15 protein-coding genes are annotated in these 20127 nt (G+C 59.4%); 3 read left to right on the top strand and 12 right to left on the bottom strand.

The features are described from left to right. From ACSSV4_RS18915 to ACSSV4_RS18885, 7 genes are all read right to left on the bottom strand, one after another. A partial coding sequence (locus tag ACSSV4_RS18915; RefSeq protein WP_454276658.1) for a TIGR02587 family membrane protein occupies positions 1 to 763 on the bottom strand: 763 nt, incomplete at its 3' end. A gap of 117 nt (positions 764 to 880) precedes the next feature. Further along, positions 881 to 2056 carry a zinc-dependent alcohol dehydrogenase gene (locus ACSSV4_RS18910; RefSeq protein ID WP_454276657.1) on the bottom strand — a complete coding sequence of 392 codons (1176 nt, stop codon included), beginning with the start codon at positions 2054 to 2056 and terminating at the stop codon, positions 881 to 883. Then, the gene (locus tag ACSSV4_RS18905) at positions 2025 to 2726 is read right to left on the bottom strand and encodes an SRPBCC family protein (protein ID WP_454276656.1); all 702 of its coding nucleotides are present in this window, start codon (positions 2724 to 2726) and stop codon (positions 2025 to 2027) included. The genes ACSSV4_RS18910 and ACSSV4_RS18905 overlap by 32 nt, the downstream gene beginning before the upstream one ends. Positions 2727 to 3174: 448 nt before the next feature. After that, entirely contained in the window at positions 3175 to 6051 is a 2877-nt protein-coding gene (locus ACSSV4_RS18900; RefSeq protein WP_454276655.1) for a calcium-binding protein, read from the bottom strand. A 536-nt stretch (positions 6052 to 6587) separates the two neighbouring features. Next, positions 6588 to 10484, bottom strand: coding sequence for a PAS domain S-box protein (locus ACSSV4_RS18895; protein WP_454276654.1), 3897 nt, complete (start codon positions 10482 to 10484; stop codon positions 6588 to 6590). Positions 10485 to 10796: 312 nt separating this feature from the next. Continuing rightward, complete coding sequence (locus tag ACSSV4_RS18890) at positions 10797 to 11612, bottom strand: winged helix-turn-helix domain-containing protein (protein ID WP_454276653.1); 816 nt, start codon at positions 11610 to 11612, stop codon at positions 10797 to 10799. Between the two features lie 279 nt (positions 11613 to 11891). Then, a complete protein-coding gene (locus tag ACSSV4_RS18885; RefSeq protein ID WP_454276652.1) occupies positions 11892 to 12419 on the bottom strand; it encodes a GAF domain-containing protein in 528 nt (175 codons plus the stop codon). Between the two features lie 354 nt (positions 12420 to 12773). On the opposite strand from ACSSV4_RS18885, the gene ACSSV4_RS18880 reads away from it, so the two are divergent. From ACSSV4_RS18880 to ACSSV4_RS18870, 3 genes are all read left to right on the top strand, one after another. Continuing rightward, entirely contained in the window at positions 12774 to 13490 is a 717-nt protein-coding gene (locus ACSSV4_RS18880) for a response regulator transcription factor (protein WP_454276651.1), read from the top strand. Positions 13491 to 13755: 265 nt separating this feature from the next. Beyond that, entirely contained in the window at positions 13756 to 14547 is a 792-nt protein-coding gene (locus ACSSV4_RS18875; protein WP_454276650.1) for a hypothetical protein, read from the top strand. Positions 14548 to 14840: 293 nt separating this feature from the next. Next, complete coding sequence (locus ACSSV4_RS18870) at positions 14841 to 15101, top strand: hypothetical protein (RefSeq protein WP_454276649.1); 261 nt, start codon at positions 14841 to 14843, stop codon at positions 15099 to 15101. A gap of 18 nt (positions 15102 to 15119) precedes the next feature. Here ACSSV4_RS18870 and ACSSV4_RS18865 read toward each other — a convergent pair whose 3' ends face one another. The 5 genes from ACSSV4_RS18865 to ACSSV4_RS18845 all read right to left on the bottom strand — a co-directional run bounded on the left by ACSSV4_RS18865 (position 15120) and on the right by ACSSV4_RS18845 (position 20125). Continuing rightward, positions 15120 to 16334 carry a cation:proton antiporter domain-containing protein gene (locus ACSSV4_RS18865; protein ID WP_454276659.1) on the bottom strand — a complete coding sequence of 405 codons (1215 nt, stop codon included), beginning with the start codon at positions 16332 to 16334 and terminating at the stop codon, positions 15120 to 15122. A gap of 42 nt (positions 16335 to 16376) precedes the next feature. Then, positions 16377 to 17069 (bottom strand): potassium channel family protein, encoded by a 693-nt coding sequence (locus tag ACSSV4_RS18860; protein ID WP_454276648.1) that lies wholly within the window; start codon positions 17067 to 17069, stop codon positions 16377 to 16379. Between the two features lie 4 nt (positions 17070 to 17073). Beyond that, complete coding sequence (locus ACSSV4_RS18855) at positions 17074 to 18528, bottom strand: TrkH family potassium uptake protein (RefSeq protein WP_454276647.1); 1455 nt, start codon at positions 18526 to 18528, stop codon at positions 17074 to 17076. 79 nt (positions 18529 to 18607) lie between these two features. Further along, positions 18608 to 19843, bottom strand: a complete 1236-nt coding sequence (locus ACSSV4_RS18850; protein ID WP_454276646.1) for a carbohydrate porin — start codon at positions 19841 to 19843, stop codon at positions 18608 to 18610. Between the two features lie 132 nt (positions 19844 to 19975). Next, a complete protein-coding gene (locus tag ACSSV4_RS18845) occupies positions 19976 to 20125 on the bottom strand; it encodes a hypothetical protein (protein ID WP_454276645.1) in 150 nt (49 codons plus the stop codon). Positions 20126 to 20127 lie beyond the last annotated feature (2 nt).

Below are 20127 nucleotides of genomic sequence, written 5' to 3'. Positions count from 1 at the left end.
CAGCAAAACCGAACCCATAAGAATGGCAGCCTGATAGGAAACCCTGATCCACCTTAACCGGGCTGCAAGCTGGTCGAAAAAGCAGGACCACCTCTCCCATCGGACCGCTTTCCGGCATCGGCACTGTTCCGGTGAACTCCAGCGCATAAGTGAATGCGTGCATCACAACGATGGACAGACAGATCAGGACGACGGCATTCCACTCGGTCATCTTGTATGAGATCTGCACCATCTCCTCCGTCGGTGCAACGTTCAGACACAGGAACAGCGCCCCGATACCCATCACGAACAGCTCACTCAGGTATGATTGGCTTTCGGAATGTTCTTCCGTGTCAATCGAATGGGCACCCAACTGCGATGAGCCCAGAAGCGCACCGATACTTGCCGGGACACTCTGAATGGCGATCTTGCCGACAATCTCGTCTGCGGTCATGCCGCCCCGGATAATGGCTAGCACCGTCAGGATCGCGGCGCAGGCGACGATTCCGATGCCAAAGGCGATTCCGGCGTCGCGCAGATCCTCGTACCAGCGCCTGGTTTTTTCAAACCCGGCATGGCGGGACAAGACCGTCAGAAGCGGAATGTTCACGACCAGCAAAAGGACAAGGCGGCTGCGGTCAATGTAGAAGCCCAGCCACCACATTTCCATTGTCATGAACAAGGGGAGCGCAAAGATCAATGCGCCTCCAAAGCCGCGGCCAAGGCCCTTGAGAACGCCATTGACAGATTTGGCTTTCCGTTCGGTTTGATCCACCTGCGCCACTTTTTGCCCCCGTTGCCGCACCTTTCCTGGTTCAACAAGGACCGCGCAATCCTGTTCCGAAGGCAGATGACTGGTTACACCTGCCCATGACGGCACCGCTTGGACAGATGCCGCCGCCTACATGCCCGGCTTGAGCACCACCTTGGTCCACTCATCCTGTCTGTTGCGGAAATTCCTGTAACCTTGCGGCGCGTCTTCCAGCGGCAGTACATGCGAGATCAGAAAGGTGGTGTCGATCTCGTTTTCCTGGATTCGGCGCAGCAGATCCGAGATGTAGCGCTGGACGTGGGTTTGCCCGGAGCGCCATTGCAGACCCTTTTCCATGAATGCGCCCAAAGGAAACTTGTCGGCGAAGCCACCATAAACGCCCGGTACCGAAACGCGCCCGCCCTTGCGGCATGCCATCAACGCCTGCCGCAGTGCATGCGCACGATCCGCCCCCACACCGACCTTCTGCTTAATGGCGTCCATAATGTTGTCGGGCGAGAAGCCGTGGCTTTCCATCCCGACTGCGTCAATGACAGCGTCTGGCCCGATGCCGCCGGTCATTTCACGCAACGCCTCGAGAACATGCGTCTGGCGGTAGTCGATGACCTTTGCTCCGATTTGCCGGGCAAGCTCGAGCCTGTGGGGATAGTGATCAATCGCGATCACCTGATGTGCCCCCATCAGCAATGCGCTTTGCGCGGCAAACAACCCGACCGGCCCGCAGCCCCAGACGGCAACGGTGTCACCTTCTTCGATGTCGCAGTTTTCCGCCGCCATCCAGCCCGTCGGCAGGATATCCGATAGAAACAGGACCTCGTGATCGTCCAGGTCTTCAGGGATGACGATCGGCCCCACATCCGAATAGGGCACGCGCACATATTCGGCCTGTCCGCCGGGATACCCGCCGGTCAGATGCGAATACCCGAAGAGCCCCGACATGGCCTGCCCGTACAAAGGCTCGGTCAGGTCCTGTTTCTCGGCCGGATTTGAGTTGTCGCAGGCCGAAAACTGTTGCTTGAGACAATGGAAGCATGCGCCGCAGGAGATCGTGAATGGCACGACCACCCTTTGTCCCTTTTGCAACGTGCTGTCGCGTCCGGTCTCGACAACCCGTCCCATGAATTCGTGTCCCAGGATATCGCCGTTCAGCACGCCGGGGATCACCCCATCATAAAGATGCAGATCCGATCCGCAAATCGCGGTCGAAGTGACTTCGATGATCGCATCACGCGAGTTGACGATTTCGGGATCGGGAACCGTGTCGACGCGGACATCATGGGTTCCGTGATAGGTCAGTGCGCGCATCTGTGCCTCCCAGTTCGGCTTTGCGGTTGTGCGCCGTGGACACCTCGCCGGTTTCCATCAGCATCTTGAATCGTTTCAGGTCGCGGCGGGTCTGGATCCGTGGCTCGGTCTGAAACAGCTTGGCAATCAGACGGCCAGCTTCACCGGCCGGAGGGTGATAGGCGATGATCGCCTCGACGACAGTGCCGCGCCCGCCGGGGGCGTCCCGAAACATCACCTTGCCCTCTGTCTTGACGTCCGAGCCGTCAACCGAGCGCCAGGCAATCTGCTCATCCGGCTTGTCCGCGACGATGCTTGTCTTGATTTCAACGCTGGCTCCGAGCGGGGCACGGATGGACCAGACTGTCACATCATCCTGCACATCCACCGAGTGGATGTTTTCCATGAAGGCGGGCAGATTGGAAAAGTCCCGCCAAAAGGCGTAAACTTCGCTTCGGGGCCGACTGATTGTGACGCTGCGCCCGATGACGGCCATGTCTTTGAACCATGTTTGACGGCTGGTGCGACCCGGCGCGCTGTCTGCCACACCAGGAACGCGGCCTCCGCTGCGCCTGTGAGCTCCCCATAGTGCAACAGTGCCCGTCGCCAGAACCCCGGCCGCTATGGCGAGGGCCAATCCGGTCTTTGCGGGGTCCCGATGTGTCGGATCGCGAGGTGGGTTTTCGTTCATTCCAGGTTCTCCTTTGTTGGAACGCGCAAACCTCTCAAGCCGCCAAATGTTCCCTGGAAAGGCGTTCGGGCTTCGGGTTCTGCGACGCAACGCGCACCGCAGTGATCCCAAATGCCAACGCGCCAGAAAAACGCGACACGATCTGCTGACACGCCCAAGGATACCGCCGCTGCTGCGGGGGTATCCTATTCTCCGGTATTTGGGTGGGCTGTCTTGCACTGTGTTGCGAATGCTGCGGCGCCGTCACACAGGTTGAGGCTGAACTCAATTAAGGGCTGCGCGAAGTTTGAAGCATGATTGAATGTCGATGCGTCTGTACTTGGCGTTGATATTTTGAAACCGGGTGAAAAGCCGGTCACCCGCGAGTCCGTCCCGCTTGGCAGGCAAGACGCCTAATGGATATCCTGCGGGTCGGCTTCGCCGCCGTCAGCCCTGCCTGTGCTGTGGCTCAGATAAAGCTCACATCGTCAAGGATTGCGCCGGTATTGGTGAGGCCGGTGAAGGTGAGCGTGTCGCCACCCCCGAAATCGAGCAGCAGGAAGCCGTCGGCGTCGAGGCTGGAGATATCGCGCAGATCCTCCGCGTCGGGGTTGCCGCCGCCCAGGAGCGCCGCCTCGAGCGCGACCGCATCCACATTGCCGAAATCCACGATCCGGTCATTGCCCGAACCGAGCCGGAACACGAAGGTATCCGCCCCGAGCCCGCCGCGCAGCACATCAGTGCCCGCGCCGCCATCGAGCGTGTCGCTGCCCGCGTTGCCCTCGAGCCGGTCGTCGCCGTCGCCGCCATTGAGCAGGTCGAACCCGTTGCCGCCCTCCAGCGTGTCGTTGCCCGCCTCGCCATTGAGCACGTCATTGGCAAAGCCGCCCTCGAGCAGGTCATCGCCCGCGCCGCCATTGAGCAGATCGTTGCTGTTGTTGCCCTGCAGCGTATCGGCCCCGTCACCGCCATTCAGTGTGTCGAACCCGCCCTGACCCTGCAAGAGGTCATTGCCGCCATCCCCGCTCATCACATCCGAGCCGATGCCGCCGATCAGCAGGTCGTCATCCGCGCCGCCCGACATGACATCATTGCCGAGATTGCCCTGCAACGTGTCATTGCCGGCACCACCATTGAGTGTGTCGAAGCCCTGCAGACCAGCCAGCAGGTTATGGCCCGCGTCGCCTCGCAGGAGATCCGGACCGGAACCGCCACGCATGTCGTCATTGTCATTCGCGTCAAGGCCCACTGGCGCCACAGAGGTTGCATTGGCAATGGACACGATCGAATTCTGACCCTGGAAGATGAAATCCGTGGCCGCGAAATGGTCGACACTGCTCTCCGACATACCCTCCAAAAACAGAACGGTTCCATATTCGTCCTCAATGCGAATGCGGTTATCTGACCACAGGATCGAGAGGTCTGCGAAAGAGCCTGCGGGAGCCTGCGAGAGATCAATCAGGTCAATCCCGAATTCGAAGTCCATAATGGTATTTCTTGATCCGTTCACCGGACCGATCACAAACCGGTCAGAGCCCGTTCCACCAACGAGCGTATCAGTCCCGCTGCCGCCGATCAGAACGTCATTTCCCCAATCTCCCTTGAGAATGTCATCCCCTTCATTCCCCCTGAGCGTATCATCGCCCCAGCCGCCCTTGAGCATGTCATTTGTCGATCCTCCTGAGATCGAGTCGTCTCCTTCATATCCGCTTATGGTGTTGTTTCCGGTGCCGCCAATTATAACGTCATCGCCCGGCCCGCCCCGCAAGAGAGCACCGGCATCGTCTCCGACGACGGTCCGTCCTGCCCTCCCGTCGCCATCCGAAACGGTGTCGCCAACTTCGAGGATATCGAAGCCCTCGATTTCCATCTTCACGACCGACCAGGCCTGCATGGTCAGAAGGAAATCATCGAAATCCTGGATCGTCATGACATCGGACAGCTGGGTATGACTTATGACCGGTTGTGCTGCTCCGTCGGTACCGCCGACCCCACCGTCCCAGAGTTCGGTCCAGGACACGCGGTAATATGCCGTGTCCAGGTCGGTCACATCCGTCAGATTCATTTCGAGCACGTTTTCGGAACCGCTTCGCTCCGAGAAAAGAAGAACACGCGTGTCTTCATCTCCATAGCCATGGATCGCATACTCACCCGATACCTTGAAATCCAGCACCGGTGTAAGACCGACCAGGGACGAACTCATAAGGGAAAAACCTTCTCCCGCCAGAGTCAGTGACTCGGCGGTATTGTGCACCAGCGTTCCGGAATTGCTCAGGTTGAAGATTGCGGGCCAGAAATGCGCAGCGGTCACATCATGGGTGACCATTTCATAAAAGATCTCGATATTCATGGAGACCTGCTGCAGGCCGCGATTGTTCGCTTCGTCTAGGATGCCGTTCTTGCGCGTGTTCCATTCCGTTATGTAATAATCGAGATCGGGAAGCGCCGTGTCGCGCGCGTGCAATTCAGCATTCCATAGCTCGAGCTGATTGAAGCCATATTGTTCGCCGGTGTTCACAACATCGAACCCACCATCCACGTAGTAATGATCCACGACCCCGTCGATCGCGTTTGCGACCCCCGGGATATCAAACTCGGACAGGTCGCCTTGCGCGCTTTCAACCAGCACATGCGCCTGCTCGAAGGATGCGATGATATCGCGTGCCTGCACGCGCGCATTGCCTTGGGCGGGTATGACAACTTCGTTCAACCGGGCCGCCACATCGTCATCAAGATTGGCCAGATCGGATGCGAGATAGATGAAACTTGTGACGGTATCGACATAAACCGTCTTTTCGCTCCGTGGCGACATGAACCCCGCCGAACTTGTCGTCTGCACAACGATGTCGGGTTGATCTTCCGGTGCCGCGTCAAGATCTGCCAGGGTCGTTGCGATCACATGGGACATTGCGGCGGCCAGCTTGCCGTATTCAGCGGCGGCCATCTGGCCTGACGCCCAGAATTCGTTTCCGATCTCGATTGCCGTGATGTCCACGCCATGCGCCTGCGCGATACCGGTCGCCACGCCGATGAACTCTTCCACATCCGCGAGATAGTCCGCGCTGATCACCCGTTGACCGTAATTCCCCGCTGCAAGCGCTTCGCCCGCGGTTTGCGTAAACCCATTCATCGTCGGAACGACAAGCGTGGCGCTTGCATCCAGCTCGGCGGCAAGCTCGATGAACGCGGTAAATGTGGTCAACGGGCGCTCGTTGCCCTGGTAAGACCCAAAGGAATTGTCGTGGCTGCCACCCAGGGCGTCTGATATGTCGAAGTACCATTCCGTTACAGACCCTCCCGGAAAGCGCAGGTTCGTAACCTCGAGTTCACGGTATCTGTCGTGCATCAGGACGTCATCCGTGGCCTCAACCGTTGTCAGGGCATTAAGGCCGAACATTTCCTCTGTTACAATTGTAGCTGAATTCTCGTCTGTCTGGTCATATATACAGGTCATGGCGGCGCTCGGCTCCTGAATCAAAACGGATGACTGTTCTGTTCGGAGACCCTCGCCCACGGGTGTTGTCGGCTTAGGTCGGGCGCTTGGAATTGCGTGCTAAAACTTTGCCCATGTGCAGTTACATCTTTAGATTGTGCAATCGAGCCACCTGCTCGCCTCAATCTCGCCACATTGCCCGACGGTCCCGAACCGGGCGTGCGCGGTCAGATGTCAGAACGTCGCGGCTCACCACGCATGCGGCGTGCGCGGGAGCGATCCGGTGCTGGTTGGGAGACTGGTCTGGCGGGTGGCTCGGGGCGCGCGCGATCTCTCGGGCAAATGATGCTGGCGCAGGTAGCGCGCGGGCGAACTGACCGTCGGCCCTCGCGCGTCGATTTCAGAGCGGCAGCGAAAATCTCAGGCCTCTGGCGAAAGCTTGCACCCGATTACATTCCCGAGCTGTCGAGCGCGGCGCGGATCCGCAAGGCAAGATCGTTGCGCCGCCACGGCTTGCTCAGCAGCATCACACCGGGATCGAGCCGACCGTGGTGAACAATGGCATTGCGGGTGTAGCCTGAGGTGTAAAGCACCTTGAGGTCAGGGCGTTCGGCGCGTGCGTGTTCATAGAGCTCCCGCCCGTTCATGCCGCCCGGCATCATCACGTCTGTGAACAGCAAGGCCACGTCGGGGGCGGCGCGCAGGGCCGCGAGCGCATCGGGTCCGTTCGCGGCCTCGGTAACCCTGTAGCCCAGGGCCAGAATCGTATCGCGCCCATGTGCGCGCAAAGCGGCATCGTCCTCGACGAGCAGGATATGCTCGGTGCCACCCTTGATGCTCGTATCGGGCATATCGGCGCTCTCCGATTCAACCTTCGCTCCTGAGCGGGCGAAGTAGAGGCGAACGGTGGTGCCTTCGCCAGGTTCGGAATAAAGCGAGACATGACCGCCCGACTGTTTGACGAAGCCCCAGACCATGCTCAGACCCAGACCGCTGCCCTTGCCGGTGGCCTTGGTGGTCAGGAACGGCTCAAACGCGCGGGCCCGTGTCTCGGCATCCATGCCCATACCGGTATCGGACACCGATATCATGACGTATTCACCGGGTTCGAGTTCGACATCACGCGCAGCGTAGGTTTCATCTATCGTGGTATTCGCCGTCTCCAGCGTCAGCCGACCACCTTTTGGCATCGCGTCACGGGCATTCAGGCAGAGGTTGAGCAGAGCATTGTCGAACTGGTGGGGATCAATCTCGGCCGTGCCAGGCTCCGCGTCGGGTATGACCTTGAGGTCGATCTCGGCGGCAAGCGTGCGCCGCAGGAAACCCTCCATATCCATCAGCTTTCGGTTCAGGTCGATCACCTTGGGTGCCAATGGCTGACGCCGTGCAAACGAAAGCATCCGGTCGGTCAGTTCGGCACCGCGCTCTGCAGCATGAAGGATCGCATCGGCCATTTCGCGCTCGCTGCTGGCGTCGTCAAAATGGTCCTGCAAAAGCTCGGCATTGCCGATGACGATTGTCAGCAGATTGTTGAAATCATGGGCAAGTCCGCCGGTAAGCTGTCCGACGGATTCGAGTTTTTGCGAATGCCGTAGCTGATCCTCGAGCTGGCGTGTTTCAGTGATGTCGGTGAGGCTGCCCAGCATACGCCTCGGGGCCCCGCCCCTGTCACGTATGAGAATCGCCCGGTCGAGTACCAGAGCCCATGACCCGTCGGCACGGCGGACCCGGTATTCCAGGTTGCGATCATTGGTCTTGCCGGCCAGGAATGCCTTGTTGGCGGCTCTGACGCGCTTGGCATCATCAGGGTGCAGGGCCTTGCGCCAGAGCCACTTCGGTTTCTGAAGCGGCGTCGGCGCATGGCCAAAGGTCTTGACCAATCCGTCACTCCACCAGATCCGATCCTCGGCGATGTCCCAGTCCCAGATGGCGGTGCTGCCGGCGTTGGAAATCAGGCGAAACCGTTCCTCGCTCTTGCGCAAATCATTCTGTATCGACTTGCGCTGCGTGATATCGCGATAGACGGCGATCCAGTGGGTGATCTGCCCCTCTGCATCATGAAGAGGGCGAATGCTGAGATCCTTCCAGAATGCCGTGCCATCCTTGCGGTAATTCAGGATTTCAGTCTCTACCTCCTCACCGTGTTCGAGTGCGGAGCGGATCCGGGCCCGCGTCGCACGGTTGGTCCCCGGCCCCTGCTGGATCCGGGGGGTCTGACCAATCGTTTCCTCGGCCGTATAGCCCGTCACACGTTCGAACGCGTCGTTGACATAGACGATACGCGGCCCGTCCGGCGGCTCGATATCGGCCTCGGTGATGACCAGGACGTCTCCTTGCTGTGCGACCGCCGCCTCGAGCAGGCGCAGACGGTCTGTGCCAGCGCGTTCCTCGGTTATGTCACGGAAATAGCCGATCAGCCGTTGGCCCACCGGGTAGAGCCGGATTCGGAACCAGGCGTCAAGGGGTGGATAGAAATACTCCAGGTTTTGCGGCTCTCCGGTCTCGACCGCCCGCTCGCAGGCGTGCTGAAACTCGGTATCTTTCGTCTCGGGAAATGCTTCCCAGATCGATTGTCCACGCAGTTCGTCATGCGTCTTGCGCAGCATGTCGCAGGCGAAGGCGTTGACGAAAATGAACCGCCACTCGCTGTCGATCACGTAAAACCCGTCGTTCATCTGCTCCAGCAGGCTGGACAGAAGCTCCGAGGTTTCCTCGGCCTCGCGCCGCATCTTCTCGAACCGGGTGATGTCCTGAAACGCGCCTTCCACCACCACGATCTGTCCTTCGGCATTGTAAACCGGTTGGCCGGTGGCCCGGGCGATGACATGCTGGCCGCGCGCGCTGATGATGTCGACGATCTCGTCGAACGAAACTCCCTCATTTGCGCAGCGGTCGAATACCGTGCGGATATTGGTGCGAGAGGGGTCATCGGCATAAAAGGCAATGGCCTGATCAAGACTGACCTGCCGTGTGCCGGGGCTGTCATGGATCTGCGCAACTTCCGGTGACCATTCGCACATCCCGGCGGCGAGATCGACCTGCCAGCCGCCGAACCCGGCCACCCGGCCAGCCATCCGCAACAGCTCGCCGGACCGGCGCATATCTTCAGAGGCAGCGATCATCGCTGTCACGTCCTGGACCACGCCGACCAGTTTCTCGCCCGTATCGGTCCGGACGGCCTCGCCGTAGCCGCGCAGATACTTGGTTTCGCCGCGCGGCGACATGACCCGGTGGGCAAACCGAAATGTCTCTATCTCGCCGGCCCGCCATGCCGCGAGGTTTTCCTGCATTATTTCGCGATCCTCGGGGTGAACGCGCGCCATGATCTCGGCCATATCCGGGGTCGGGCCGGCCGGTTCCATGTCGTGGATGCGGTAAACGTTCTCGGACCATGTCAGCGCCTCGGACTCGGGGTCGATCTCCCACCAACCGATATTGAGAAGCCGCTCGGCCGCGCGCTTGCGCGCCGTCAGTTCGTCGATTTGTGCCCATGCTGCCCGAAGTTCCTGTCGGAGCAGGCCAGCCTCGGTTTGCAGCGACGATGCAAATCCTGGCGACCTGTCTTGCGATGCTTCGGCCGCGTCGAGACGTAGGATGATCGCTGACAACGCCCCTTTGGCATCGCGCACGGGGATCGCGGTCGCATCGACCACCGCGCCCTCTTCGGCTTGCCCTTGCACGAGCGTGATCCCGCGCGCGTCCTGCTTCTCCATGGTGTTGCGCACATGATCCAACAGCCCGCGCAACGAAGCGATACCGTCACGCGCCTGCGGCGACCTGCCCGGTGGCAGAAGATCGAACAGGGCACGCCCGGTGACGGCCCCCTGTCCACCTGACACGAAGGCGGTGAAGGCATCGCTGGCGATGCGGACATGATCGCCGTCGGGTTCGAGCAGCACCTGACGGCCGGGCAGGGCGGCGGCCATCGCCGCGAAATGCGCCTTGGCCTGCTCTGCCGCCGCAACCTGTCGCGCCACATCCGCCTTGTGGCGCGCGCGCTCTGCCTTGAACGCGACCTGCGCCGTCACATCGCGAAACTGCCCCAGCCTTGCGGCACGGCCCTGCCATTCGATCGGACACACCCGGACATCGACATGCAGCAGGGTGCCGTCGCGGGTCAGGTGACGCCAGACGCCCAAATGCTGCAATCCAGAGACACGCCGCCGCGCCATTTCATGAACCGCCGGAACATCCTCCTCGGGACGCAGATCCTTGATGCTCATGTTCAGGAATTCCGGCCGGGTATAGCCGTACCTCTCTAGAGCGGCGTCATTGACCTCGAGAATATGCAGCGTCTCGTGGTCGAATACCCACATCGGATCCGGGCTGGCTTCGAAAAAAATCATGCACAATGTCCCGTCGACAACGTCACGGCATCTTGCAGCCTAATCACGCGTGCGGCAACCGCCATTCACCGCACCGACAGACTGTCCTCCCGCGACAACCGACCGATCCGTCCTGGTGCGCAACGCCGCTCCGAGGCGTACAGCCCTGCGCTACATTAACGCGTGGGCTTGGTTCCAGTCGGGTCGCGTTATCGGGCAGGCCGTCGTAGCCGCAAGCGTTTCGGTACCATCAGCAAAGCCGCAGCCGGTTGACAAGGCTCCGGCAAGTCGCCTTTTCATGATCGGCCACGCGGCTTTGCTATCAGGAACGTGTCAGCCCGCGCAGGCAAGCGTAGCATAGGCGACATCCCTGGACCGTGTCGAGTCATGACGAATCGAGATCGGATGAGGCTTCATGATCGCAGATTTGGCCGCATCCATTGCGTTTTTCTGATGAACTCGAAAGCGATACCCAATGCCGTATACCGACTGAATCCCGTCAAAATCTGGGTCCAGCTCACGCAACTTTGCGCGGATCCGTTTCATGTGGCTGTCGATTGTACGCTCATCGACGTGGATATTCTCCGCATATGCCTCATCAATAAGACTGTTCCGGCTTTTCACCACTCCAGGGTGCCTGATCAACGCGACCAGAAGCGCCATTTCCTTGCACGTCACCTCCATCTCCTGGTCCCGCCACTTTGCCGTATGGGCATCGAGATCCAGTTCGAGGTGATCGTGTTTCAGTACACGCCGTTCCTGGAACTCGGTCCGGCCGCTGTTTTGGGCCGCATCAAGCTTCAACGCATGCGATATCCGGGCCGCGATCAGCTCGCAGCTGGCACTACCGTCAAGAAACGCAGCAACGCCCATTTCCAGCGCCGCGAGCTCTTCAGACTCGTTGTGACTTTCAGAGACGGCGACCACCGGCACCTTCCCGCTCCGAATCAGCGTGTCCAGGAACGTTTCCTGATCGTTGCCTTTGCTTGAAAGTGCGACAACGATTCCCATTGGTCTAAGCCGATTGGCCTCAACCGCACATTGTTCCTGCGATGCCACACGGAACACGTTGGTATTATTTCTGAACAAGGCGTCAGCGATCTTGCAGGACAGCTTGAAGCTATGATCCAGCATTAAAACGGTGTTCATTTTAACCCCCAATGTCTGATTTCAGTCAGGACATGTTTAGGCCATGGATTTGACCGGGGTTTGCACCGCGCATTCAAGTTTGTGCAATTCTTTGGCTGATCTATTCAGACTGTGTAATCGTGCAACTACACGTCGTGCCCGAAGTTGCGATGTGTTTGACCGCCCGCGAAGTGACGGCATCCGCGCCAGGGCGGGGTACGGAGGAAACCCGCCACTTCCCATATCACGTCATCAGGACAGGGGCGGGTTCATAAAAATCACCAAAGGTCGGTATCATCGTCAATGCCTCTGACGCAGCATGATATGATCACTGACGCAGGCCGCGAGGTCGGTCATGGCGCGCTGCTGGTTCTTGCTCCAGTTGCGCGGCACTCGATCCAATGCGCAAAGTGACCCAAGCGACTCTCCGCGAGGACCGAAGACCGGCGCGCCGAGATACGCAATCAGCCCCATTTCCTCAATGATCGGATTATCCTTCACGCGATCATCCAGCCGCGCATCGGACACGACCAGCATCTCGCGCGTTCGCGTCACAAGCTTGCAGAACGAGTGGTCCAGTGATGTTTCGCGCAAGCCTGCTGGCAGACCTTTTGTAGCTTTGAAATACTGCCGGTCTGCGCTTTCCTGAACGAAGGAGACAAGCGCTATGCGTGCCTGCGTGACATGGCAGGCAAGGCGGGTGAACCGGTTGAAGCCGGGCTCGGGCGGGGTATCGACCAGTGACAATCGACGCAGAACGCTGGCGATTATATCGTCGCAGACTGCTCCCGAGGCTTCGCTGCTGGTTGTATTATGTCGTTCTTGCACGGTTCAAGTCTCCAGTTGTGGATCCAGTTTTGATGGGAGAACACACGATGGTTTACACTCGTCAGATGACCCAAGAAGCTTGGCTTATTCGTGTCCAAAGAATGACCATGCGCATGCCCGCAGGGCAGTACCCGAGAACGGTGAAGTGGCCGCCGTTGGTGACGGGCTGTCTGTTGCGGTCGATTCTCCGTAAACGGCGTGTCCGAGCGGGATCAGCGGGCGAAGGTCGTAGCGTGGTTTCCACCCGAAGTTGTCTTAAAATCGTCAAATGCGCATTTGGCGTTGCTCTTGTCGCCCGCATTATACAACAATAGGATGTAAACTTGTGCCTAAGATGTTTTCAGAAAGGCCTTGATGACCCATTTGGCAATCGTCGTCGATGACGAGTTGGAAATAACGCGGATCCTGGACAGAGCGCTCCGCGAGGAAGGCTTTGACGTCGTATGTTGCCACACCTTGCAGTCTTTCAAGGAAGAATTTGAGCAACATAGCGCTGATCTGGCATTCATCGACCTGGGCCTTCCGGACGGCAACGGACTCGAGGTCGCTCGCTGGATCAAGAAAGTGTCCGATGCCGGTGTCATCATCCTGACGGGACGCGGAGATGAGATCGACCGGGTCCTCGGGCTCGAGCTCGGGGCCGATGACTACATCGTAAAGCCTTTCGGGATCAGGGAGCTGAGGGCGAGAGCGAAGGCGGTCTTGCGTCGTGTTCTGGCCGCGCGCCAGCCGATCGAAGATACGCCCAGAGCCACAACCAACACTGTGAGAATCTTTCATGGGCTCACGATTTCATATGAATCCCGCATCGTCCGCAACAATTCCGGTCAGGAAATCGAACTTACGACTCTTGAATTCGACGTTCTATGTGTCCTCGCTGCACGTCCCAATCGCGTATTTTCCCGCGACCAGATCATGGACAACGTAAGAGGGCCTGACTGGGCCTCATATGATCGCTCGGTCGACGGATTGATCAGCCGGTTGCGGCGCAAGTTGTTCACGGATGGCAGCGGCACGAATAGGATCAAGACCATCCGCGGCGTCGGTTACATGCTTGTGGACGACGGATGACGTCTCATGACGGCACAGTTTCGGTTTCTGATGGGACTGAACCATGCCTCGCCCTATTGGGATGTCAGGTGGATCTCCGGCCCTGCGCCTTGAACGGCCCGTTTCATGTGATGTAGTGTCGGTCGCGAACCAAATTCTGGAAAACGGCGGGGCGCTCATCCGTCCAAATTGTCTGGAACACAACACGGCCAGCGGCTTGTTGTCGCTCCGATCGCTCACGCCGACACCGGGTCGATCGGCGGCACGAACGGAGTGAATGTAGAAAATGAACAATCTCGAAATCCAGGTACTGGGCATGTCCCGAAGTGGCAACCATGCCATTGCCGACTGGATCTGGCTTCAGTCGCGAGGGCCAAAGCTGCTGCTGAACTGCTGCGAAGGAAAAACCAATCCTTACCTCTCCTGCCGCCCCATGGACGACGGATCCAGCGGCTGGCGTGAGAGCGCGGCCGGACTTCATGTCGCGGGAAGGGACGGGCGGCATTGCGTGAAAAATCTGCTGCTCCACAGCTATGAAGACAGTTGGCTGCGTCACGCGTTCAGCGCCCGGCTTGAGGCGGACCATGACGTTTGGCTGGGTCCCTCCCGGAGGAGGATTTCAGTGATCGTTCTGCGCGATCCGTTCAATCTTTTTGCCAGCCGTCGGCGCGCTGGTCGGTCCATGGCGCCGCATATCGAAAGACGGATGTGGAAACAACATGCGCGTGTTGCGCTGAACCAGACAGGGCAGGGTTTACGCGGCGAGGTGTGTGTCATCCGCTATAATGACTGGGCGTGCGATCCCGCATACAGGGCCGCTGTCGCGCATCGTCTTGGGCTGTCATTCACCGATGCCGGGGCCGATCGCGTTCCCGCAACCTGTGGCGGCAGCTCGTTCGATGGCATGCGTTTCGACGGCTCCGCGGCTGCGATGGAGACACAGGATCGCTGGCGGCATTACATCAATGATCCAGGCTATTGCGCCCTGTTTGATCCCGAATTGATTGCCTTGTCAGCCCAACTGTTTGGTCCGCCGCCAACTGAGGTCGCACAGGTCGAAAGATTGGAGGACGTTTGATCGCCGAATGATCGACGCCGAAACCGGGATGACCAGCGGGCCCGCGCACTCTGCCCGAGGCGTGACAGGTCTCCTAGACGACAGCAGCCGATATCGGGGATCGCTTGCACGCGACCATCGACGCGGGAACCATATGCCGTTCAAATCGTTGATGTCCACAACCGAGGGACGCCACAGGCCGGGCTGTGTGATGGATCAGGACAAGGTGAAAACCGCGGCGGGGATTGTGCAACACGCCCGGCTGAACTCTTCGGCCCTGACGAGTCCGACCGATCCACTGAATGAGGCATGACATGACCCCACCAGACGCAGATCTTGACAAGCAGAAGCGCCGCCACCGCACTCCGCTGATCGGCATGGCCATCATCTGCGCCATCGGCGTGGGTGTGATCCTCTACTGGATCTTTGAGGAATCGGCGACAGCACCAGGACCGCAAGACGAGACCGAGGCTGTCGCACCTGCTGACATTCGCGAGGGCGATGTCAATGTTCCGCCCGCCGCCCCGAGTGAAACGGTCGACCCTTCTGCCCCAGATGTCGAGGTTGAGCGGTAAGTCCGGAACCGCGTCGAACTATTCTTGTGACGAGGAATAGGCTCCTATCCCACGCGCCGCGGTGAGCCCGTGCAACAGGACTGAAAGCACGATCACAAGGCTGGTTGCATGCCACAGGGTCGGATCATGTGTCCGCTCCTGGGACAGCAGCGCATAATACAGCGCCGCGACACCCATCGGGCCGAACCAGCCAAGAAACGCCAGGTCTTTACTCTTGAAGTCGGGGCCGAGCAGGGGGCCTACACAGACCAGCGCGACCGGGCGACGCAAAAGTATGACGCTGACAGCAAAAGCAAGTACCGGCCAGCCCAATTCCATCCAGGCGCGCCACGGCAGCAACGCGCCCAACAGCACAAAGATCGGCAGGTTGAAAAGTTTGCTGATCGCCTCCTGAACGTTCTGTTCCTGAAATTCTTCGCTGCGGTCAATCCCGAAATTGAACGCCGCACCGGCGGCAAAAGCCGCAAGAATGCCATCGGAGTCAACAAGCTTGACCACCGCAACCACGCAAAGCGAGAGTGCGATCGACAGCCCAAGCAACGAGTGTTTCTCGACCCAGTTGATCTTGTCAGCGCGGTGGAGAGCGATGGCCACCACATAGCCGATGGCCCCTCCCGTAATGACGGCCAGCAGCACGCCGACCAGAGCCGTGTCCAACAGCCCGCGCCAGAAAGCGGTCTGCCCCCATCCGTGTTCAACAAGAAGGATTGGCAGCAACACAAGCAGATAGGCCAACCCGTCATTGGCCCCCGATTCCAGGGAAAGCGCGGCGCGAAGCCGATCCGGCAGACATCTTTCGGCCAGCCCGCCTGTGACGATGGATGAGGCGACAACCGGATCAGTGGGTGTTAGAATGGCCCCGAGTAGCACCGCAGCCACCGGTGACAGACCCAGCCACACCCACGCCAGGCCAGCAGAAACTGCCCACATCACCAGGATACCAAGGCTCAACAGCAGGGCCACCGGTCGCATGAGACGCCGGAAATCGGATGTTGGCGTCCGCAAGGCGATACCGAACACTGAAATCGCAAGCGTGAACCGCGCGGCCTCTTGGAGGATCAGATGCGGATCATGCCAGCCATCTGGATCAATCCAGCCGAGCAGATTTGGTCCTGTCGTGATACCGACACCCAGCGCGACAAGGGGCTTCGTTACCGGCAAGGTTTCAATGCGTGCCGAGACAAGCCCGACAAGCACGACAACAATGCCAACGATGGCGATGACAGTATTCACCTGATGCAAGGGGTCCTCCTGGATTAGGTCCTCGATGGTATGTCAATCCTGATTGCCGCCCCGGTCCTTTCGGTGCGCGGCCGTCTGTTCCGTGCTGAAGTACTCGCTCAGCTCTGACTTGACGTTGTCGTCAATCAGCATGACAAGCTTGTCACCGGCACGCAGGCGAGTGTCTTCACTCACAAGATCCTCGTTCTCGCCTCGGGCGATGCCGAAGGCCCGGCAGCGACGCGGCAGATCCAGTTCTTTGAGCGTTTGGCCGTCCATCCTGTCCGGCACCTGATGGCCCACCACCTGCAAGCCCTTGTGAAACCGCAGTTCCATCGCGGCATCATCGTGGTCTTCGAGAAGTTGCACAATTGAACGGGCAATTTTCGAATGTGGCGCGATCAGATCTTCCAGCCCCAGCTCTTCGCAGACCGCGATCAGTTCGGCGCGCACGATCTGAGGCAACACCCGCTCGAACCCGATGGATTTCCCCACCGCCGCCGCCAGTATGTTCACGTCATCGGTATTCGTCAGCAACACCATCGCATCGGCATGATCGGCAAAGGCTTCGCGCTGCACGGACGGTAGTGAGCCGTCCCCGTGCAGCATCCCGCAATCCAGGTCCTCGCTCAGCGCGTCCAGCTTGGCGCGATCACTGTCGACCAACACGACCTCATGCCCCTTCTCCAGGAGTTGCTGGGTTGTGGCCTGTCCAAACCGCGATGCGCCCACCACGACGATCCGCATGGGATTACCTCCTTCTCATCCACGTTCCGGGCGAAAGCGCCAGCAATAGCGCAAGAAACTCCAGCCGCCCGAGAAGCATTGCCGCCATCAAGGCGAATTTCAGGTGTGATTGCATGTCGGCACCGGTCACTCCCGACGAAAGCCCCACCGTCGAAAGCGCCGATATGACATCAAACAGTGAAGACAAGGGCGGCTGCCCCGACAACAGAAAAATCATCCATACGACCAGCATGGAGATCGCATAGCACATGACGACCGCAACGATCGAAATGACCCGATCGGCAGGAACGTTGGCGCGACCCTCTTGCAGATTGGTTACGGCGCGGGATGGAACCCGGAACCGCAGCAATGTCAGGCGCACCATTGCAGTCGCCGTGATGACACGGTTGACCTTGATCCCGCCGGCCGTCGAACCGACGCCGCCGCCAATCAGCATCGCCACCATTACCAGGGCCACATGCCCCGGAACATCCGGGATCTGAGTGTTCGTGAATCCTGCCGTGGACAACCCGCTGAGAAAGTTTAGGACCGCGGCCAGCACTTCGGACCCAGATGGAGAACCTGTCAGGCCCAAGACCAGCAGCACAAGAAACATCCCGGCCAGCGCGATCTTTGCGTAGTCCTGCGCGGCGCTGTGACGAAGCGCGGCCCGCCAATCGCGTTTTCGCAAATAGACATAGGCAAGCAGTGATACAGATGTCGCAAGGCAGATAAGGATTGTGACCACCTGCGCGGTGTATGAGTAGCTTGCAAGACTGTCCGGTCGAGGCGTGAAACCGCCCGTGGACACGGCTGTCAGTGCAATCAACAATCCCTCTTCCCAGCTTGGCAACAGGATCACCAACAGGCCGATGGCAATCACGGTCAGACCCACATAAGCCAGCAGCAATTCGCGTGCCTGAGATCGGGTTGATTGCAGGATATCACGGTCAGCCACGCCGGCATTGCCCATGGCTCTCGCGGCATGACCGGGCCCCACGATCAGCACCACACCGGCTACGGCAATCGCAAAGCCGCCCGTCCACTGCAGCCAGCCGCGGAGGAGATGCCCTGCAAAAGGCCAATCCGTCGTTCCCCGGGCTACCGTCAACCCGGTCGAGGTCACGCCGGATATCGACTCGAACAACGCGTCGGTGGCCTCCATCCCAAGGACCATCAGGGCGGGCACCGGAAGCACGGAAAGTATCAAGAACAACATGACCAGAGTGCAGATTGCCTCAATCTCGCGGAGATCTTCCGGGACACCTACCCGCCGGCTGACCCCGGCCGATACAAGGCACACAACCAGGGGGCCGATCAACGCCACGCTCAAAGGCCACTCGGTCTCGGCCAAGGCGGCCAGCAGGGGCACCGCAAAGACTGCGGCAAGAATGATGCCATGCGACAGCACTGTCTGCAGCACGCAGAACGGGCGCGCCTGCCAACTTGTACTGGCCTGTCCCAGATTTTGTCGCCTCATGATCGACCTCTCAGGGCGGTCAACCGAATGCGCAACAGGATGTTCCCTTTTGGGCAGAGCGGCGTGCAGCTTTGCCGGCTTACCACCAGTGCTCGATCTGCAGACCGGCAGTGACCCCGCTGCGGCCGTCGAATTCCGGTGCGATGCCCGCAACCTCGGCATGTCGGTCCCAGGTTGCAGGCGTGACGAATAGCCGTATCGCCGGACGATCCATGAAATCGGGTCCGTGCTTCCATTCGAGGGCTGCGGTCAATTTTCCCAGGGTCCTCTCGGCTTGCGTTTCCGGCACCACGTGGTCAACGCCAGCTTCCAACGCGAAATAAAGATTGTTGCCCAATGACCAGACAGGTCGCAATCCGAGCGAATACCAGTCGGTGTTATCCGACTGCCATTCTGCCAGGGCGCTCGCCATGATCGAGAAGTCGTCATTGGCATTCCATAGATAGCTGCCGACACCGCGCAGGGCCTTGTCGCCATCACCGGCCTCGTCGTTGGAGACAAAGTTTAGACTGGTCCCGGCTCCTATCCCTGCCTGCGCGGCGAGTGTCATCTCGCCGCCCCGAGTATCGGTGCGGTTCCAGAGCAGCGTGGCCGTGCCACCGCCATCGTTGTTCAATCCCCCGTCATCAGGAAACCGAAGGTCAAAACCCACCGTCAATGTGCTGTCCTTGCCGAGCGATATGTCCGAAAACCGAATATCAGCGCGATCATAGGCCGAGCCGTCGAGGGTGGTGGCGAGGTCGAACGCGCTGTCGGTGAAATAGGCGACGGATGCCTTGGACCAGCCGATATCGACATCAGCGATACCAAAGCCAAGACCAGTCCCGTCCCAGAAATAATAATCAATGATATGAATGTCGTGCCGTTTGTAAAAGCGCTGCCCTGCCCAGATCTCTGCCTCGGAAAAAGCGCCATCGGCAAAGCCCTTGAGGCTGCTCCAGGCTTCCACGGTGTCGTAATCGACGTCATCGAAGCTATTGACTTCGGAGGCAATAAAGGAACCCCGATAGTGAAAATCGACGCGGGTTCCGGATTCAGGGCCGAAACTCAGTTCGAGACCTGGCTCGCCATAGATTTCGCATTCATTGCCAAGACGGAATTTGGCCCGCGCACCGGGAAGCTGGAAACAACGTTGCGCACCGCCATCGCCGCGCACGCCCAATCCGGCACGCAGATACCCGAAGGAATTCGCCCGAAAGGTTTCACCTGAGTAGATGTTCGCTTCTTCTTTTTCCTCTTCGGAGAATGCCGCCGTCGGCAGCCCCAGTACCAGACACGTTACGACCACCGCTCTCGAGCCGCAGCTCTGCATCATTTCCTTCACTCCTTGGGTTTGCGTTCATCATCACAAAACCGTGAGTGATCGAGTTGGTTCCCGGAGATGTCTCTGCCATTTCGGTGCGACCCGAGACCAGTTGATGCTCAGGCCGCCGCGACGCGCGCATCCTCATTCCGCGGCGGTATCGGACCCAGCGTCGATCACCACGGAATGGGTGTTCGCGCGCTCGACCGCAGAGATGGCGGCGTTGTCGAACACGAACCAGGCGGCAACCGCCAGACAGACGGCAACCAGGCATCCTGACACGAAAGCGTACATGG

It is taken from the genome of Roseovarius sp. MBR-154, assembly GCF_053628595.1.
Note: the sequence above shows the minus strand (reverse complement) of the source record. Positions and strands in the feature narration are given on the sequence as shown.

What these genes read in the sequence shown, in the direction of transcription:
- ACSSV4_RS18910 (WP_454276657.1), bottom strand. Translation starts at nt 2,056, where the DNA reads ATGCGCGCACTGACCTATCACGGAACCCATGATGTCCGCGTCGACACG.
- ACSSV4_RS18905 (WP_454276656.1), bottom strand. Translation starts at nt 2,726, where the DNA reads ATGAACGAAAACCCACCTCGCGATCCGACACATCGGGACCCCGCAAAG.
- ACSSV4_RS18900 (WP_454276655.1), bottom strand. Translation starts at nt 6,051, where the DNA reads ATGCACGACAGATACCGTGAACTCGAGGTTACGAACCTGCGCTTTCCG.
- ACSSV4_RS18895 (WP_454276654.1), bottom strand. Translation starts at nt 10,484, where the DNA reads ATGATTTTTTTCGAAGCCAGCCCGGATCCGATGTGGGTATTCGACCAC.
- ACSSV4_RS18890 (WP_454276653.1), bottom strand. Translation starts at nt 11,612, where the DNA reads ATGAACACCGTTTTAATGCTGGATCATAGCTTCAAGCTGTCCTGCAAG.
- ACSSV4_RS18880 (WP_454276651.1), top strand. Translation starts at nt 12,774, where the DNA reads ATGACCCATTTGGCAATCGTCGTCGATGACGAGTTGGAAATAACGCGG.
- ACSSV4_RS18875 (WP_454276650.1), top strand. Translation starts at nt 13,756, where the DNA reads ATGAACAATCTCGAAATCCAGGTACTGGGCATGTCCCGAAGTGGCAAC.
- ACSSV4_RS18870 (WP_454276649.1), top strand. Translation starts at nt 14,841, where the DNA reads ATGACCCCACCAGACGCAGATCTTGACAAGCAGAAGCGCCGCCACCGC.
- ACSSV4_RS18860 (WP_454276648.1), bottom strand. Translation starts at nt 17,069, where the DNA reads ATGCGGATCGTCGTGGTGGGCGCATCGCGGTTTGGACAGGCCACAACC.
- ACSSV4_RS18855 (WP_454276647.1), bottom strand. Translation starts at nt 18,528, where the DNA reads ATGAGGCGACAAAATCTGGGACAGGCCAGTACAAGTTGGCAGGCGCGC.
- ACSSV4_RS18850 (WP_454276646.1), bottom strand. Translation starts at nt 19,843, where the DNA reads ATGATGCAGAGCTGCGGCTCGAGAGCGGTGGTCGTAACGTGTCTGGTA.
- ACSSV4_RS18845 (WP_454276645.1), bottom strand. Translation starts at nt 20,125, where the DNA reads ATGTACGCTTTCGTGTCAGGATGCCTGGTTGCCGTCTGTCTGGCGGTT.